Here is a 17737-nt window from a genome sequence, read left to right on the forward strand (position 1 = left end):
CAAAATATGTACCAAATGGTGAAAAATCGAGAAATAACTCATAAAACAATGAAATAAGATCATTGTCTTATGTTTACAAATAATTAACGGCTGCAACAGATAACGGCAACTTATGGCAGGGTTGTGCAAGCGCACTATCGCAGTGAACTCGTTGCACCAATAGCCAGTATTAAAAAAGTAAATATATGTTATTTATAGAAAACATATAATAATAAAATCATTCATAATATTGCCCGTCACCCGACCGCCTGGCAGTGAATTGGCCGGGGGAAGTCGATAAACTGGCGACTCGGGTATTTCCGGTACATGAATACTCAGCACTCTGGGGATAGCACCCCGACAGCATCCTGCAACCGTTCTGCCCGGTATTTCACCATGTCAGCAATTTGCGCGTTACTTTCCACCAGTTGTGCATTGCTGGCGGTAATGCCATCCAGTGCCGTCACCACTTCGGTCAGCCCGGATAACCCTGAAGCTTGTTCGCGAGTTGCCTGGCTGATGCGGGTAATCAATTGGGTAACGTTTTGTACCCGGTCCACAATATCCTGAATGGTTTTCCCTGCCTGGTGAACCTGTACGGCACCGGATTCAACTTTACTGGAACTTTCTTCAATCAATTGGCGAATTTCATTGGCTGCAGACGCGCTACGTTGCGCCAAATGGCGTACTTCCTGTGCCACAACTGCAAACCCTTTACCCTGCTCACCTGCCCGAGCGGCTTCAACAGCCGCATTCAGTGCCAGAATATTTGTCTGAAACGCGATGTCGTTAATTAATGAAGTGATGGTACCGATTTGCTGAGTGCTGTCGGCAATATCATCCATGGTAGTGATCACGGTTTTCATTGCCTGCCCACCGCTTTGTGCAACCTGGCTTGCATCTGAAGAGAGTTGGTTTGCCTGCTCTGCGGTGTGTGAGTTTGACTGCACTGTCTCTGCCATCTGGTTCATTGTCGTGACTGTAGTCTGAACATTGTCTATCGATTGCTGTGTACGCTGGTTCAGGTCTTCATTGCTCTTTGCAAGATCTTCACTGCCCTGACGCACGGTGTTGATTTGCTGGGTAACATCATTCATTAACCAACGGCACATTAGCCCAAGTTGGCCAATAGCACGCAAAGTACGGCCTATTTCATCTGCACGGTGCATATGGCGTATTGATTGCCGATCCCCGGTGGCGACCTCCAGTGCCTGGTTAGCCACATCTTCTACTGGCCGGGCCACCTGCCAGACCATCATTCCCATTCCCGCCAGCATAACCAGTGCCGCAGTCACTAATTCAGCCAGCAACATCATACCCCGCTCACCTTGCAAGACGGTCAGCAGTGCAAATAAGGCCCACAATGAAGCGAATACCCCGCTTATGCGCTGGCGTATTGAAAGGCGTGGCAATATTCCCGACAAACCTTTTCCCAGCACCAGGCCTTTGAAAATCCGCTTTTTACTATTGCCCTGATTGAGTGAGCGATACAAAGATTCAGCCCCGGCGATTTCATCACGGCCAGCAGCGACTCGTATCGACATATATCCGGTTACCTTACCGCCTCTTTTCATTGGGCAGACATTGGCGCGAACCCAGTAATGGTCGCCATCTTTACAGCGGTTTTTCACTATTCCGGTCCAGGGTTCACCTTTACGTAGTGTCGCCCACATATCGGCGAATGCCGCTTTGGGCATATCAGGATGGCGCAAAATATTGTGTGGGCTGCCCGTAAGCTCATCCAACTGGTAACCACTGATATTCACAAAATCATCATTAGCATGAGTAATGTAGCTATTGAGGTCTGTGGTCGACATCAGTGTGGCTGAGCTTTCCAGATTTTTTTCTGTCTGGGTTACTGGGGGGCGAGAAGTCATGTTCAGCTCCGAAAAAACAGTTGCCTGTTTGTTAAAAACATTCCAATGAATTGTTATTTCGGCGCTGAAAAATTTATCTTTAGGTTTATTGTGTGACAACCATCTCATTTATCTACTAATAAGATCGGGTTACTCCCATAGACATGGCTGTAACCGGCATATCCACCAGTTATTTAAAGAATAGAATAATTTCATTAAGTTACTATGTAGCTGTAGTAATAATTAACTATATGGATATTACTTATTTTCATAGATTACTTGTTCATTATGACTTTATCTCAAGAGCTAAAAGCCCTAACGTTATGTGAACAATAATGTCAAAACGTTAATTGGGATGATTATGCGCAAGAAATACCTTCCTGCTGTATTGCTGGCAGCACTCTCTGCCAGTATTTTTTCTGTTCAGGCTGCCACACCCCCCAATACCCTGGTTGTTGCCCAGGGGCTTGATGACCTTGTCAGTCTTGACCCTGCTGAAGCCAACGAATTGTCGAGTATTCAAACCATTCCATCTTTATACCAACGCCTGGTACAGGCTGACCGGGATAACCCAGAAAAAGTCATTCCAGTGCTGGCTGAAAGTTGGAAAGCTGATGCGGCCAGCAAAACACTGACGATAGCGCTGCGTGATGGTGCGGTATTTGCCTCCGGCAACCCGGTTCGCCCTGAAGATGTTATTTGGTCATATACCCGGGCTATTACTCTGAATAAATCCCCGGCTTTTATTCTGAATGTTCTGGGCTGGTCGCCGGAGAATATTGCCAAACAATTTAAGAAAGTCGACGACCACACGCTGCAGATTCACTGGACTGCAGATGTCAGCCCGGCCGTTGCCTTAAATATTCTGTCCACGCCGATTGCTTCTATTGTGGATGAGAAACAAGTGGCCTCTCACGCCAAAAATAGTGATTTCGGTAATGCATGGCTGAAAATGCATTCAGCAGGGAGTGGCCCGTACAGCATGAGGGTTTACCAGCCTCATCAGGCGATCGTTCTGGATGCCAATGCTTCCTCGCCTGGCGATAAAGCTAAAATGGCGCACATTATTATCAAGAATGTTCCAGACCCAGCCGCTCGCCGTCTGTTAATCCAGCAAGGTGATGCCGACATTGCCCGTGACCTGGGCGCAGACCAGACCAGCGCGCTGCAAGGTAAACCGGGCGTGAAAGTGCTGAGCATTCCTTCTGCAGAACAGAACTACCTGGTCTTTAATACCGGTAACAGCGCCAATCCACTACTGAAGAACCCGGCATTCTGGGAGGCGGCTCGTTGGCTGGTTGACTATAAAGGCATTACTCAAGACTTGCTGAAAGGCCAGTATTTTATTCACCAGAGCTTCCTGCCAGTTGGTTTACCTGGCGCCATCGAAACTAACCCCTTCCATTTTGATCCGGAAAAAGCCAAAGCTATTTTGAGCAAAGCAGGGATTAAAGACGCCCACTTTACGTTGGATGTAGAAAACAAACCGCCATTTATTACTATTGCCCAATCTATGCAGGCCAGTTTTGCTCAGGGTGGGGTAAAAGTAGATTTACTGCCTGCCGCGGGTAGCCAGGTGTATGCGCGAGTGCGGGCCAAACAACACCAGGCCGCCATTCGTTTGTGGATCCCGGATTACTTTGATGCACACTCCAATGCCAGTGCATTTGCCTACAATGATGGCAAATCCAGCACTGTCGCCGGTTTGAATGGCTGGATGAACCCTGAACTGAATAAGCAGACACTGGCTGCTGTCGCTGAAGCTGACCCTGCCAAACGGCTGTCTATGTACCAACAGATGCAGGAAAAGTTACAGCACAATTCACCTTATGTATTTGTTGACCAGGGGAAAACCCAGGTGGTGGTACGCGATAACGTGAAAGGCTACCAGCAAGGGCTTAACGCCGATATGGTGTATTACGACCGCGTAACTAAATAATTCTGGTCTCTTTACCCGCACAGAGCGGCACTCCACTCTGTGCGGGTTTATCTTTGGTTCTGGCTTACCCGAATAGAGTTTTTTCATGTCAGCGACACCATTTTCTCCAGGCGCGAGACGACTGCGCCAGATGTTGTTAACCCTCGCGCAAAGTGGATTCACATTGGTCTTGACGTTACTGGGCCTGCTGGTTATTACCTTTTCACTTTCTGCTCTTTCCCCCGTTGACCCGGTGTTACAGATAGTGGGTGACCACGCCAGTGTTTCGACTTATCAGCAAGTACGCCATCAGTTAGGGCTGGACCAGCCGCTGGTCATGCAATTCTGGCACTACTTTGTCAATTTACTGCATGGTGACCTGGGCACAGCCAGTGCAACCGGGCAGCCTGTGCTGCAGGATCTATTATCGGCATTTCCGGCGACGCTGGAACTGGCTACGCTGTCACTAATTGTTGGTGCGGTGGCTGGGATTATATGCGGAGTCTTGTGCGCCCGTTATGCCGGTTCGTTTTTTGATACCGTGATTCGTACCCTCACGTTACTGGGTAACTCCGTTCCCATTTTTTGGCTGGGGTTGCTGATGCTGTCACTGTTTTACGCGCGCCTGCAATGGAGCGCAGGTCCTGGCCGGTTGGATGATATTTACCAGTACAGTGTTGAACCCCGCACAGGGTTCGCTCTGATTGATACCTGGCTTTCCGGTGACCCTGAAGCCTTTCGCAATGCGCTCAGCCACCTGGTGCTACCTGTCAGTCTGTTAGGGTATTACGCACTGGCCAGCATTACCCGCCTGACCCGTGCCGCCTGTTTAAGTGAGCTGGGGAAAGAATACATCACGCTTGCCAGAGCAAAAGGCGCCAGCGAGATGACGATTCTGTGGCGACATGTACTCCCCAATATTCGCGGTACATTACTGACAGTGCTCGCCCTGGTATGGACCAGCCAGTTAGAAGGCGCAGTCCTGACCGAAACGGTCTTTTCCTGGCCCGGTATTGGCCGCTACCTGACAACAGCTCTGTTTGCCGGAGACACCAAAGCGATTATGGGTGGCACGCTGGTTATCGGCGTTTGTTTTGTCCTTATCAATAATCTGACTGACGTGCTGGTTCGCGTCACCGACCCGAGGACACACTAATGCCTGCTTCACTATTTTGGCGCCGTTTATTGCGCTCCCCTTCTGCGATTGCCGGGCTGGTGGTTGTGGTGCTACTGGTGGCTATTGCTCTCTTTGCCCCCTGGCTGGCACCGACAGACCCAAATTGGCAAAATGCCGCCGACCGCCTGGCCGCACCTGGCTTACACCACTGGCTGGGCACTGACAGCTATGGCCGAGATATGCTTTCCCGCCTGTTGTATGGCGCACGTCCGGCGCTTGGCCTGGTGTTACTGGTCAGCATTATCACTTTGCCGCTTGGTCTGATAGTCGGCATTGTTTCTGGCTACTATGGTGGCTGGTTGGAACGTGTGTTGATGCGGATTACCGATATCGTTATGTCCATGCCACGCCTTATTCTGGCTTTTGCTTTTGTTGCTATGCTCGGGCCTGGCCTGGTCAATGGTGCACTGGCACTGGCGCTCACTACCTGGCCTGCTTATGCCCGCCAGGCTCGCAGTGAAATACAGCGTTTACGTAACAGTGATTACCTTGCCGCCGCAGAGATGATGGGCGTGCGGGGAAGACGCCTGCTGGCTGGCCATATTTTACCTCTGTGCCTGCCTTCCGCTATTGTACGCCTGGCGTTGGATCTGGCCGGGATCATTCTGGCCGCCGCAGGGTTAGGGTTTCTTGGGCTGGGTGCCCGCCCTCCTATGGCTGAATGGGGCGCAATGATAGCCGATGGTATGCAGGTTATTTTCGATCAATGGTGGATAGCCGCAGCCCCTGGCGCGATCATTCTTATCGCCAGCCTGGCATTCAACTTACTGGGCGATGGCTTACGTGACGTTCTGGAGCCACAACATGACTGAACAGTTTATTCATGTCGACAAGCTTAATGTTGATTATCCGGGTGCCCGGGTTGTCAGTTCTCTGTCATTTTCTCTCGGCCAGGAGCGGCTTGCTTTAGTGGGAGAATCAGGCTCGGGAAAATCCATGACAGCAAGAGCACTAATGGGGCTGGTACGTAAACCAGGCCAGGTCAGTGCCCAGTCTTTACAGGTACTCAACCAGGACGCGCTGTCTCTCTCACCAAAACAATGGCAACAACTGCGTGGCAACCAGGTTTCTATGGTGCTGCAAGACCCGCGTTATGCGCTCAACCCGGTACAAACGGTATTACAGCAAACCCAGGAAGCCCTGACATTGCACCAAAAACTTCCTCGCAAAGCCCGCCTGGAGCATATCAAAGCACTGATTGATGCTGTTGGCCTTCCTCAGACGGTTTTGTCACGCTACCCAGGGGAATTATCTGGCGGGATGGGGCAACGCGTCATGATTGCCATCGCACTGATGAACTCTCCCCGCGTGCTTATTGCAGATGAACCAACTTCCGCCCTGGATGCCCGCCTGCGCGATCAAATTCTCACGCTGCTGGTTGAACAATGTGAGCAACGTAAAATGGGAATGTTACTGATAAGTCACGATTTGCCATTAGTGGCAGCGCACTGCCATCGGGTGATGGTGATGTTCCAGGGCCACCTGATAGACACCATGCCTGCTGCCGAACTCCCGAAGGCGACTCATCCTTACACTCGTACGCTCTGGACTTGCCGCCCAAGTGCAGAAAGCTGGGGCCATTCACTTCCCACTCTGGACCGCAGCCAAATCTGGCAAGGAATTCCTCATGGCAATGATTAATGTTGACCAGCTTAAGGTTGTGTTTCCGATAAAAGGCGGCGTTAAAACTGCCGTCTCCGGTGCAACATTTGCAATTGAAGAAGGTGAAACATTTTCTTTGATTGGCGCTTCAGGTTGCGGGAAATCCACCATTTTGCGTGTTCTGGCAGGTTTGCAGCGTGAATGGCAGGGGGCTGTGTCGTTGATGGGGAATTCACTTACGCCAGGACAGGTATTTCGTGGTGATTTGCGGCGTAATGTCCAAATGGTATTTCAGGACCCGTACGCCTCACTTCACCCAAACCATACGCTGTGGCGCACGTTGTCTGAGCCATTAACTATTCATGGCGAGCCGGTAAACCGTAAGCAAGTGTTAGGTATGCTGGAAGAAGTCGGGCTGCCAGCCAGTGCTATAGACCGTTACCCACACCAGCTATCTGGCGGGCAACGGCAACGCGTTGCTATTGCCAGGGCTTTGCTGTTGCGCCCACGGATTTTGTTACTTGATGAGCCTACTTCGGCACTGGATATGTCTGTTCAGGCAGAGATTCTTAATTTGTTAAACCGCCTGAAAGCAGAACACGGCATGACTTATGTGCTGGTCAGCCATGATGCCGACGTTATTGCTCATATGTCAGACCGTGCCGCATTTATTAGTGAGGGGAAAATTCAGCGTTTGTACTCACGCCAGGACCTAAGCCAGGGCATTCACCAGCAGGTTGGTGCGTGATATTAATCAATTGCCCCATCTCTGACATATAAATACAACGGTTACGCCCTGTGTTTTTCCCGTGGTACATTGCTTTATCTGCACGGCCAATTGCGTCGTGCAGTGATTCCCCTTCTTTCAGCCCCACTATTCCGCCCGTCGCGGTGACACTCAGAGGCTCCTCTCCCAGGATAACTGGCTGGCTTTCCAAATAGCGGCACAGCCTTGCTGCACACTGGCAGGCTTCTTTGCCCGATGACGCTTCAATCAGCATAATGAACTCTTCACCGCCAAAACGGTAAACAGACTCATGACTCCGTGCACCACTGCGTAAAATATCCGCTACACGGCGTAATACTTCATCGCCGGCATTATGGCCCCAGTTATCATTAATCGATTTAAATCTGTCTATATCCATTAATAAAATGAATATTGTTTTCCCACCATGCTGATTTCTTTTCTGCATTAATGCAAAGTCGCTATAAAGTAAATGCCGCAAAGGAAGACCGGTAAGCGTATCCAAATGATTACGGCTTTCGAACAAATATTCTTTATATTTATCGATGCTATTAATAAACAATTGCTGTGCATGATGATAATTACTCAATATTACCGGGCTAACGGTTTTATTAAGTATTGCCTGAAGCAAGTCACGGGCTCTGTCATGCATAATCACATGGGCATAATAGATACGTGATACCAGTTCAGCAGCTGGCTGGTTTTCCTGGAGATTGCTGTTGATCCAGCCGCTGAAGTGACAATGCTGGTGAGCTGAGGGGTGCAGAATGGCTTCATCCGCTTGCCCCCCTAACAGCGCTAACTCAAGCAGTTTACCTGCCCATTCATAATGGCTTTTTATCGCCTGATTCAACGCAATTAAATCATTATCTATTTTAAAAATCATCTGCATACGGATTCCCTTAACTTTACCTATGCCTATCCAGGGCAACAAAAGCAGAATAAAGATACTACAGTTATTTCCACACTCGATAAATTTTCTAAAAAATAGCATTCATGACAAACGGCAATATTAACTGAAGTTAAATGGCCTCCCGTTCCTGGCGGCTTTAACACAATTCTCTGCCAGTCATCAAATTACATGCCCAAGTATCGGTTGCACCAAAATGGTTCAAATTGCTCTGAAACAGGGAAAAAAACATGTATTAAAGATTTTTTACCATTTTTTATTTTACAGATACCGTACGTAACACAGTATTAACACCAGGCAATACTCTACAACTAGAGATTTAAAACCGCCCTCTCTCTGTTTATCAGTGCAAAATCGTGATTTTTATTGTGCGCGACGATATGGCGTAAACCCTGCAATACTTAATCCAGTATCGTGTGATACGCCGCACCAAAGGAGCACATTTTGAACAGGTTACCTTCCAGCGCGTCGGCACTCGCTTGCTCAGCGCACGCATTGAACATCATTGAAAAGACCACCCTCGATCACGAGGAAATGAAAGCACTTAATCGAGAGGTAAGAGAATACTTTAAAGAGCATGTAAACCCCGGTTTTCTGGAGTATCGCAAATCAGTTACAGCCGGCGGGGATTACGGGGCCGTAGAATGGCAGGCGGGAAGTTTGAATACGCTTGTCGACACCCAGGGACAGGAATTTATCGACTGTCTTGGTGGGTTCGGAATCTTTAATGTAGGGCACCGTAATCCAGTCGTTGTTTCCGCCGTTGAGCAACAGCTCGCAAAACAGCCACTGCATAGCCAGGAATTACTTGATCCCCTGCGTGCATTACTGGCAAAAACTCTTGCTGCACTGACCCCTGGAAAACTCAAATACAGCTTTTTCTCCAACAGTGGAACGGAATCTGTTGAAGCCGCACTGAAGCTGGCAAAAGCGTATCAGGGTAAACGTGGTAAATACACGTTTGTGGCAACCAGTGGCGCTTTCCATGGCAAATCTTTGGGTGCGCTCTCCGCCACAGCGAAATCCACTTTCCGTAAGCCATTTATGCCATTAGTGCCAGGTTTCCGTCATGTGCCGTTTGGTGACATTGACGCCATGCGTACCTTACTGAGCGAATGCCAGAAAACCGGTGACGATGTTGCTGCCGTGATTCTGGAGCCTGTTCAGGGTGAAGGCGGTGTTATTCTGCCACCTGAGGGCTATCTGAGCGCAGTGCGTAAGCTGTGTGATGAATTCGGGGCACTGATGATTCTGGACGAAGTGCAAACCGGTATGGGCCGGACTGGCAAAATGTTCGCCTGCGAACATGAAAATGTGCAACCTGACATTTTATGCCTGGCTAAAGCGCTTGGCGGTGGTGTTATGCCTATTGGGGCAACCGTTGCCACGGAAGAAGTGTTCTCTGTACTGTTTGAAAACCCCTTCCTGCATACCACAACATTTGGTGGTAACCCGCTGGCCTGTGCTGCGGCGTTAGCAACCATTAATGTTTTGCTGGAAGAAAACCTGCCTCGTCAGTCTGCTGAAAAAGGTGCGTTATTACTGGAAGGCTTCCAGGCGCTGGCAGCGGACTACCCGGAACTCATTACCGAGGTCCGCGGTAAAGGGATGTTGATGGCCATTGAGTTTACCCATAACGATATTGGCTATAACTTCGCCAGTGAAATGTTCCGCCAACACATTCTGGTCGCCGGTACGCTTAATAATGCGAAAACTATTCGTGTTGAGCCACCACTGACACTGGAACTGTCGCAGTGTGAACAAGTTCTTAAAGCCGCGAAAGTGGCGCTGGAGCACCTGTCGGTGTTACAAGAGCCAGAAGACGACGCAGCATAATATGCCTCCGGGCACACGCATGATGTGCCCGGACATTTCTTTTTCCCCACCAGTTATTTGAATCCCATCACAATCGTTTTACCTGACACTGTGCATCAGGCATTTGCCAGCTAAATTAATAACTCATCCGACCACATAACAAAAACGGAAAAAATGATGAGCTATCCATCGCTGCTGTCCCCCCTTAATTTGGGTTTCACTACACTAAAAAACCGGGTGCTTATGGGGTCAATGCATACGGGGTTGGAAGAACACCCTGATGGCCCTGCAAGGCTGGCTGCTTTTTATGCCGAGCGGGCAAAGCACGGCGTGGCACTGATTGTGACTGGTGGTGTCGCGCCCTGCCCTTCCGGGGTCGCTATGGCGCAAGGTGCCACGCTTGATACTGAACACCACCTCAAGGATCACCAGGCCATTACCGATGCCGTCCACCAGCAGGGTGGGAAAATTGCTTTACAGATTCTGCATACTGGGCGTTATAGCTACCAACCACACCCGGTGGCTCCGTCGGCCATTCAGGCACCCATTAACCGCTTTAAACCCCATGCGTTAACCCATGAAGAGATATTGGCGCTGATTAATGATTTTGCACACTGTGCTGAACTGGCACAAAAAGCGGGCTATGACGGCGTGGAAATAATGGGTTCTGAAGGGTATTTAATTAATGAATTTCTTGCAGCCCGCACCAATCAACGTGACGATGAATGGGGTGGTGACTGGCCCCGCCGTATGCGCTTTGCAACAGAGGTTGTCTCTGCTGTGCGCAAGGCTGCCGGGGATAAGTTTATTATTATTTACCGGCTTTCGATGCTCGACCTGGTGGAAGGTGGCAGCACCTTTGATGAAACATGTGCGCTTGCCCGCGCCATTGAACAGGCGGGCGCAACGCTGCTTAACACCGGTATTGGCTGGCATGAAGCGCGTATTCCCACTATCGCAACATCGGTTCCTCGTGCCGCCTTTACCTGGGTGACGCGTAAACTCAAAGGTAAAGTTGCCATTCCACTGATAACCACCAACCGTATTAATGACCCGGATGTTGCAGAGGCCGTTATACGCGATGGCGACGCAGATATGGTTTCGATGGCACGCCCATTCCTTGCAGATGCTGAATTTATTTCAAAAGCAGCAAGTGGGCGCAGTGATGAAATTAATACTTGTATTGCCTGTAATCAGGCCTGCCTTGACCAAATCTTCATGGGGAAAATCACCTCTTGCCTGGTCAACCCTCGCGCCTGCCACGAAACGGAGTTGCCTCTGCGTCCGGCAGCCGGGAAACGCAGGCTTGCTGTTGTTGGTGCGGGCCCCGCAGGAATGGCCTTCGCGGTAAATGCCGCGATGCGCGGGCACCATGTCACGTTATTTGACCAGGCTCACGCCATTGGTGGGCAATTCAATATAGCTAAAGAAATCCCCGGTAAAGAGGAGTTCCGGGAAACATTACGTTACTACCAACGTATGCTGGCACTGCATCATGTTGATGTACGCCTGGGGGAACGGGTTACGCCAGAGCTGTTAACCGAATGGCAAGAGGTTGTACTGGCGACAGGAGTGGCACCACGCACACCAGATATTGATGGCATTAACCACCCTTGCGTGTTGAGTTACCTTGAGGTACTGAGAGACAAGAAACCTGTTGGGCGGCGTGTCGCTATTATTGGTAGCGGAGGTATTGGCTTTGATACCGCTATGTACTTAAGCCAAAACGGGGCAGCCACCAGCCTTGATGTGGCGCGTTTTTGCCAGGAATGGGGAATAGATACATCACTCCAGCATGCAGGCGGAGTGATTCCAGATGCAGCTTACCAACCAGAGAACCCACGTGAAATCATTATGCTGCAACGCAAAAACAGCAAGCCTGGCGAGGGGTTGGGAAAGACAACCGGCTGGATCCACAGAACGACTTTGCAGCAGCGCGGCGTCAAAATGCTGGCTGGTGTGCAATATCTGCGGATTAACGATGCGGGTTTACATATCCGTTGCGGAGAAGAAGAACAAATACTGGCAGTGGATAATGTGATTATCTGCGCGGGGCAGGAGCCACTGCGGGCATTATCCGAACCATTAAAAGAGCAGGGAAAACAAGTACACCTGATTGGCGGATGTGATGTGGCAACCGAGCTTGATGCCCGGCGGGCCATAGCGCAAGGCACCCGCCTCGCGCTGAGCTTGTGATCAGTATTGTTTGCGGGTTTTCACAGCCCGCAATACAACAAATTTTTTGTTGGTAGCCAGCGTGGTGCAATTACCGAACACACGCTTCAGTTTGACGTAATAATCCAGGTGGCGGTTGCCTACAATGCGCAATTCGCCGCCATATTTCAGGCAACGGCGGGCATCATTAAACATCTGCCAGGCAATATTATCTGTAATCGCATTTTGTTGGTGAAACGGCGGGTTGCACAGCACTGCATCAAACTGATTAGCTTCCAGCCCCGCCAGCGAGTTATTCACCAGGTAAACAGAGCGCTCCATATCACCGGGCAGGTTTTCTTGCACATTTATACGGCTGGAAGCCACCGCCATTGAGGACTCGTCAATGAATGTCACTTGCGCCTGCGGGTTTTTGTGCAGCAAAGACAGGCCAATCACGCCATTTCCGCAACCTAAATCGACCAGGCTGCCTTCCAGGTTTTCAGGCAAGTGCTGCATAAAGAAACGCGCGCCAATATCCAGGGAACTACGGGAAAAAACATTGGCGTGGTTATGAATAGTCCAGCCAGTTTCCGGCACTGCCCACTGCTCAGTCTGGCTGGCTGGTTGGTATGCAGGAGCAGTAAAAGTGCAGTGAATCAGGCGGGCTTTTTTCCAGGCCAGAGACGTGGTTGTTGGCCCAAGAATACGTTCGAAGAGCGCAAGGGTGGAGTTGTGGATCTCTTTCGTTTTACCCGCGGCAATAATACGCGTTTGCGGTGTGGCGACCTGGCGGATTTGCTCCAGTTGATGAGCCAACAACGCTAATTGTTTGGGTACTTTAATAACGACCAACGCAGGCTTTTCTGGCAGAGCGGTAAGGCTGCCCTGAAAGGTTATGGCGCTGCCATCAATCCCGTTATTTTGCAGGTTACGCTCCGTGGCGATTTGCGCGAGCAAAGAGTCACTGGCAAAAACGGGATTATGCTCAGCCAAAGCGCAGGTCAATGCGCCAAAGTTGTCGTTGAGAATGACCAGCGGCCCGTCGATATCCCCATTAACCTGTTGCAGTAAATATTCATCGGCAGCGTCCCACGCCTGGAGCGGGTTGACGTCGTCAGTAACAGGGAAACGTTCCAGCGCGAATACGCGCCCGGCTAACTCTACCTGGCTCATTGGTTCTCCACAGTGCTAAAATCTGCGCGTTTTATCCCTTAATTTGACCTCAGAGTAAACCTTTTTCCTGACCCGCGGAGAGAATATGACTACACGCCCGTTTTTGCAGGGTTATCCGGCATCGTTACTGGAGCAGGTTGAGACGTTAATTGCCCAAGGCCAGCTCGGGAAACTCATTGAAAAACGCTACCCGGACAGCCATGAGATTGTTACGGATAAAGCGCTGTGGTCTTACGTTCAGGAGATGAAAAGCCAGTATTTGCGTAGCGCACCACCTATTAATAAGGTGCTATGGGATAACAAAATTCATGTGGTTAAGCATGCACTTGGCCTGCACACAGCTATTTCCCGGGTACAGGGCAATAAACTCAAGGCAAAAGCAGAAATTCGCGTGGCAACGCTATTTCGTGAAGCACCTGAAGCTTTCTTACGCATGATTGTGGTCCACGAACTGGCGCATCTGAAAGAGAAAGAGCACAACAAAGCGTTTTACCAACTTTGCTGCCATATGGCGCCAGATTACCACCAGTTGGAATTCGATACCCGGTTGTGGCTTACGCACCTTTCGCTACAAAAAACGGCCTCCTGATGCATTTTACCCGCCAAAAAACGTGCTAACCTGAGATGACATCCCCTACTGGAGACAGTACCTGTCTATGATACGCTTCGCTGTAGTTGGAACTAACTGGATAACCCGCCAGTTTGTTGATGCGGCCCATGAAAGCGGTAAATATCAACTCGTTGCCGTTTATTCACGTACACTTGAGCAGGCGGAAGCCTTTGCCCGTGACTACCCGGTATCCCATTTGTTTACTTCCCTTGAACAAATGGCCTGCCACGATGAAATCGACGCCGTATATATCGCCAGCCCAAACGCCTTGCATTTTTCCCAGACACAGTTGTTTCTCAGCCATAAAAAGCATGTGATCTGTGAGAAGCCGCTGGCATCTAACTTTGATGAAGCGCAAGCGGCAATTGCCTGTGCCAAAGAAAACCGGGTGGTGCTCTTTGAAGCATTCAAAACCCCTTCACTGCCTAATTTTCAGGTATTACAAAACGCCCTGCCTAAAGTGGGCAAGTTGCGTAAAGTTCTGCTGAATTACTGCCAATATTCTTCGCGCTATCAGCGCTACCTGGATGGTGAGAATCCCAACACGTTTAACCCGGCGTTCTCTAATGGTTCCATTATGGATATTGGGTTCTATTGCCTGGGGGCCGCAATCGCATTGTTTGGTGAGCCTTGTGAGGTAAAAGCACAAGCCAGCTTGCTGGACAGTGGTGTGGACGCACATGGCACTGTTGTCATGGATTATGGCGATTTCGATGTAACACTGCGGCACTCAAAGGTGAGTGACTCATCGCTACCCAGTGAAATCCAGGGCGAATCAGGGGCGCTGCAAATAGAAAAGTTGTCTGAATGCCTGGCAGTTACATTTTTGCCGCGTGATGGTTCAGCACAAACCCTTACGGTTCCCCAGCATATTAATACTATGCTGTATGAGGCTCTGGTGTTTGCCGACTATGTGGAACAGAACCTGGTCGAGCACCCTCACCTGGCCTGCAGCCTGGGCATTGCTCGCTGGCAAACCGAGATTCGCCAGCAAACAGGCGTTATATTCCCGGCAGACGCAACAACGGAGTCGCTCATTGCGTAAACTTTCGTAAATCATCGGCCTCGGGAGCTTGTATATATCAGGCCGCTGACATATTTTGTTACGCGCAAAGGGGAGTAACTTCATTGCCGGCTGGTCGTCATTACGAAGCACAAGCTTCCGGTCACCGGGCAATGTGGATGGGGTTCCATAACACTGGGTTCCATAACGCATTGTAAGTGAGACCTTGCCGGAAGGCGAGGTGCTTGCAATGTAGCGATGCGGCTGGCGTCTTCCGACACTGGCCGTTTTTGTTTTAAGGAATCTCTCCATGAATAGTGTTGGCACTCCGTTGCTGTGGGGCAGTTTTGCCGTTGTCGTCGCCATTATGCTGGCAATTGATCTGCTGTTGCAGGGCCGTCGTGGCGTCCATGCCATGTCAATGAAGCAAGCCGCCATCTGGTCGGTTATCTGGGTCTCACTTTCTCTGCTTTTTAACCTCGCTTTTTGGTGGTATCTCACCGAAACACAAGGCCGTTCGGTCGCTGACACGCAGGCACTGGCTTTCCTGACCGGTTACCTGATTGAAAAAGCGCTGGCGGTTGATAACGTTTTTGTCTGGTTGATGCTGTTCAGCTATTTTGCTGTACCCGCGGCATTACAGCGCAGAGTGCTTATTTATGGAGTCCTGGGGGCGATTGTCCTGAGAACTATCATGATTTTCACCGGTAGTTGGCTTATTGCGCAGTTTTCCTGGTTGCTGTACCTGTTTGGCGCGTTCCTGCTCTTCACCGGGATTAAAATGGCAGTGGCAAAAGAAGATGACGGTAGTCTGGAAAATAAGCCGTTGGTTCGCTGGCTGAAAGGCCATTTGCGCATGACTGATACCATTGAAAATGAACACTTTGTGGTGCGTAAAAATGGTTTGTTGTTTGCCACTCCGCTGTTGTTGGTGCTGATCCTGGTGGAGCTGAGTGATGTCATTTTTGCTGTAGATAGTATTCCGGCTATTTTTGCCGTCACCACTGACCCCTTTATTGTCCTTACGTCAAACTTATTTGCCATTCTGGGTTTACGCGCCATGTATTTCCTGCTGGCGGGTGTTGCTGAGCGCTTCTCCATGTTGAAGTACGGGCTGGCAGTCATTCTGATATTTATTGGTGTGAAAATGCTTATCGTGGACTTTTTCCATATCCCGGTTGGTATTTCGTTGGGGGTTGTTGGTGCAATCCTGGCACTAACATTACTGATTAATAGCTGGGTTAACTGGCGAAATGACAAACAAAACAAGGTGAAATAATCATCTGAGCAAAGGGGCATTTGCCCCTTTATTATTTGGTAAAGCAGCAGGCTGCACATTTGCTGCAATTATCACAAAATTGTTATGTCTTAGTTATTAATTCTGGATGAACAGAAAAGAATTAGAGCATATCACTTCCACCGCGACAGAATATCCTTATACTCACTCATGCAAACACATTGTTACATCCCGCTATAAATGTCACAAATAATACGGCAGCCGGGATGTTTCGCATCATCTCAGACAGGAAATATCAATGGCTACACACTCTTCTCCTGGCCTGTTCCAGCGTATTGCGCAGGGCAGTCTGGTTAAACAAATCCTTGTAGGTTTAGTTCTGGGCATTCTGCTGGCGTGGGCATCGAAACCTGCCGCTTTGGCAGTTGGCCTGCTCGGCACATTATTCGTCAGCGCACTGAAAGCTGTTGCCCCAGTGCTGGTGCTGATGCTGGTTATGTCGTCTATTGCCAGCCATACAAAAGGGCGTAAGACAAATATCCGCCCTATTCTGGTGCTCTATTTATTGGGAACCTTCAGCGCAGCACTGTGTGCGGTAGTGGTAAGTTTTGTGTTCCCTTCCACCCTGCACCTGACCGCTGCCGCCACCGACGTCACACCGCCTTCTGGTATTGTTGAAGTATTAAAAGGCCTGCTGATGAGCATGGTCTCCAACCCTGTCGATGCCCTGCTGAAAGGCAACTATATTGGTATTCTCGTGTGGGCCGTTGGTTTAGGTTTTGCTCTGCGTCATGCCAGTGAAGGAACCAAAAACCTGGTATCAGACTTCTCTCATGCCGTTACGTTCATGGTTCGTGTCGTTATCCGTTTCGCTCCTCTGGGTATTTTTGGCCTTGTCTCTTCCACGTTGGCGGAAACAGGGTTCAGCACTTTGTTGGGTTATGGCCAGTTACTGATAGCGTTAGTTGGTTGTATGTTCCTGGTTGCTCTGGTGGTTAACCCCCTGCTGGTATTTCTGAAAATTCGCCGCAACCCTTATCCTCTTGTATTTACCTGCCTGCGTGAAAGTGGTGTTACGGCGTTCTTCACCCGCAGTTCCGCGGCAAATATCCCAGTGAATATGGCGCTGTGTGAGAAGCTGAACCTGGATAAAGACACTTACTCGGTGTCCATCCCTTTGGGGGCTACCATTAATATGGCAGGGGCTGCTATCACCGTTACTGTGCTGACACTGGCAGCAGTACACACTCTGGGTATCGCAGTTGATTTACCCACTGCTTTGCTGCTGAGCATTGTGGCATCGCTGTGTGCCTGTGGTGCCTCTGGCGTGGCGGGTGGCTCTCTGCTGCTGATTCCGCTGGCTTGTGGGATGTTTGGTATTCAGAATGATGTTGCCATGCAGGTTGTGGCTGTTGGCTTTATCATTGGCGTACTGCAGGATTCTTGTGAAACAGCGCTGAACTCATCGACCGATGCTCTGTTCACTGCCGCTGCATGCCAGGCAGAAGATGCACGGCTGGCCGACCGTGACCCATTACGCGGCTAATATTACCCA

The 17737-nt window shown here is 49.9% G+C and carries 14 protein-coding genes; 11 read left to right on the top strand and 3 right to left on the bottom strand.

Going from position 1 to position 17737, the window contains the following annotated elements:
* Window positions 1-314 precede the first annotated feature (314 nt).
* Window positions 315-1856: a methyl-accepting chemotaxis protein gene (locus LC084_RS13185; RefSeq protein WP_226571655.1), complete on the bottom strand. Its 1542-nt coding sequence runs from the start codon at window positions 1854-1856 to the stop codon at window positions 315-317.
* A 340-nt stretch (window positions 1857-2196) separates the two neighbouring features.
* Between LC084_RS13185 and LC084_RS13190 the strand changes: the two genes are divergently transcribed.
* The 5 genes from LC084_RS13190 to LC084_RS13210 all read left to right on the top strand — a co-directional run bounded on the left by LC084_RS13190 (window position 2197) and on the right by LC084_RS13210 (window position 7280).
* Window positions 2197-3774 carry an ABC transporter substrate-binding protein gene (locus LC084_RS13190; RefSeq protein WP_226571656.1) on the top strand — a complete coding sequence of 526 codons (1578 nt, stop codon included), beginning with the start codon at window positions 2197-2199 and terminating at the stop codon, window positions 3772-3774.
* Between the two features lie 130 nt (window positions 3775-3904).
* Window positions 3905-4909, top strand: coding sequence for an ABC transporter permease (locus LC084_RS13195; protein WP_226571804.1), 1005 nt, complete (start codon window positions 3905-3907; stop codon window positions 4907-4909).
* Window positions 4909-5742, top strand: a complete 834-nt coding sequence (locus LC084_RS13200; protein ID WP_226571657.1) for an ABC transporter permease — start codon at window positions 4909-4911, stop codon at window positions 5740-5742. The genes LC084_RS13195 and LC084_RS13200 overlap by 1 nt, the downstream gene beginning before the upstream one ends.
* Window positions 5735-6571: an ABC transporter ATP-binding protein gene (locus LC084_RS13205; RefSeq protein ID WP_226571658.1), complete on the top strand. Its 837-nt coding sequence runs from the start codon at window positions 5735-5737 to the stop codon at window positions 6569-6571. Before LC084_RS13200 ends, LC084_RS13205 begins: the two co-directional genes overlap by 8 nt.
* Entirely contained in the window at window positions 6558-7280 is a 723-nt protein-coding gene (locus LC084_RS13210; protein ID WP_226571659.1) for an ABC transporter ATP-binding protein, read from the top strand. The genes LC084_RS13205 and LC084_RS13210 overlap by 14 nt, the downstream gene beginning before the upstream one ends.
* On the opposite strand, the gene LC084_RS13215 is transcribed toward LC084_RS13210, so the two are convergent.
* Entirely contained in the window at window positions 7204-8169 is a 966-nt protein-coding gene (locus LC084_RS13215; RefSeq protein WP_226571660.1) for a diguanylate cyclase, read from the bottom strand. The genes LC084_RS13210 and LC084_RS13215 overlap by 77 nt on opposite strands.
* 462 nt (window positions 8170-8631) lie before the next feature.
* Between LC084_RS13215 and ygjG the strand changes: the two genes are divergently transcribed.
* Entirely contained in the window at window positions 8632-10023 is a 1392-nt protein-coding gene (gene ygjG / locus LC084_RS13220) for a putrescine aminotransferase (protein ID WP_226571661.1), read from the top strand.
* A gap of 153 nt (window positions 10024-10176) precedes the next feature.
* A complete protein-coding gene (locus tag LC084_RS13225) occupies window positions 10177-12198 on the top strand; it encodes an NADPH-dependent 2,4-dienoyl-CoA reductase (RefSeq protein WP_319004409.1) in 2022 nt (673 codons plus the stop codon).
* Here the strand turns inward: LC084_RS13225 and rlmG are convergent, their stop codons facing one another.
* Entirely contained in the window at window positions 12199-13332 is a 1134-nt protein-coding gene (rlmG, locus tag LC084_RS13230; protein WP_226571662.1) for a 23S rRNA (guanine(1835)-N(2))-methyltransferase RlmG, read from the bottom strand.
* An 85-nt stretch (window positions 13333-13417) separates the two neighbouring features.
* Here rlmG and LC084_RS13235 point away from each other — a divergent pair, with 85 nt between their 5' ends.
* The 4 genes from LC084_RS13235 (at window position 13418) to sstT (ending at window position 17728) form a co-directional block, all read left to right on the top strand.
* A complete protein-coding gene (locus LC084_RS13235; protein ID WP_226571663.1) occupies window positions 13418-13921 on the top strand; it encodes a M48 metallopeptidase family protein in 504 nt (167 codons plus the stop codon).
* 67 nt (window positions 13922-13988) lie between these two features.
* Window positions 13989-14987, top strand: a complete 999-nt coding sequence (locus LC084_RS13240; RefSeq protein ID WP_226571664.1) for a Gfo/Idh/MocA family protein — start codon at window positions 13989-13991, stop codon at window positions 14985-14987.
* Between the two features lie 268 nt (window positions 14988-15255).
* Window positions 15256-16224 carry a TerC family protein gene (locus tag LC084_RS13245; protein ID WP_226571665.1) on the top strand — a complete coding sequence of 323 codons (969 nt, stop codon included), beginning with the start codon at window positions 15256-15258 and terminating at the stop codon, window positions 16222-16224.
* Between the two features lie 256 nt (window positions 16225-16480).
* The gene (gene sstT / locus LC084_RS13250; protein WP_226571666.1) at window positions 16481-17728 is read left to right on the top strand and encodes a serine/threonine transporter SstT; all 1248 of its coding nucleotides are present in this window, start codon (window positions 16481-16483) and stop codon (window positions 17726-17728) included.
* Window positions 17729-17737: the final 9 nt, after the last annotated feature.

This window comes from Mangrovibacter yixingensis (assembly GCF_020523985.1).
Lineage (GTDB): Bacteria > Pseudomonadota > Gammaproteobacteria > Enterobacterales > Enterobacteriaceae > Mangrovibacter > Mangrovibacter yixingensis.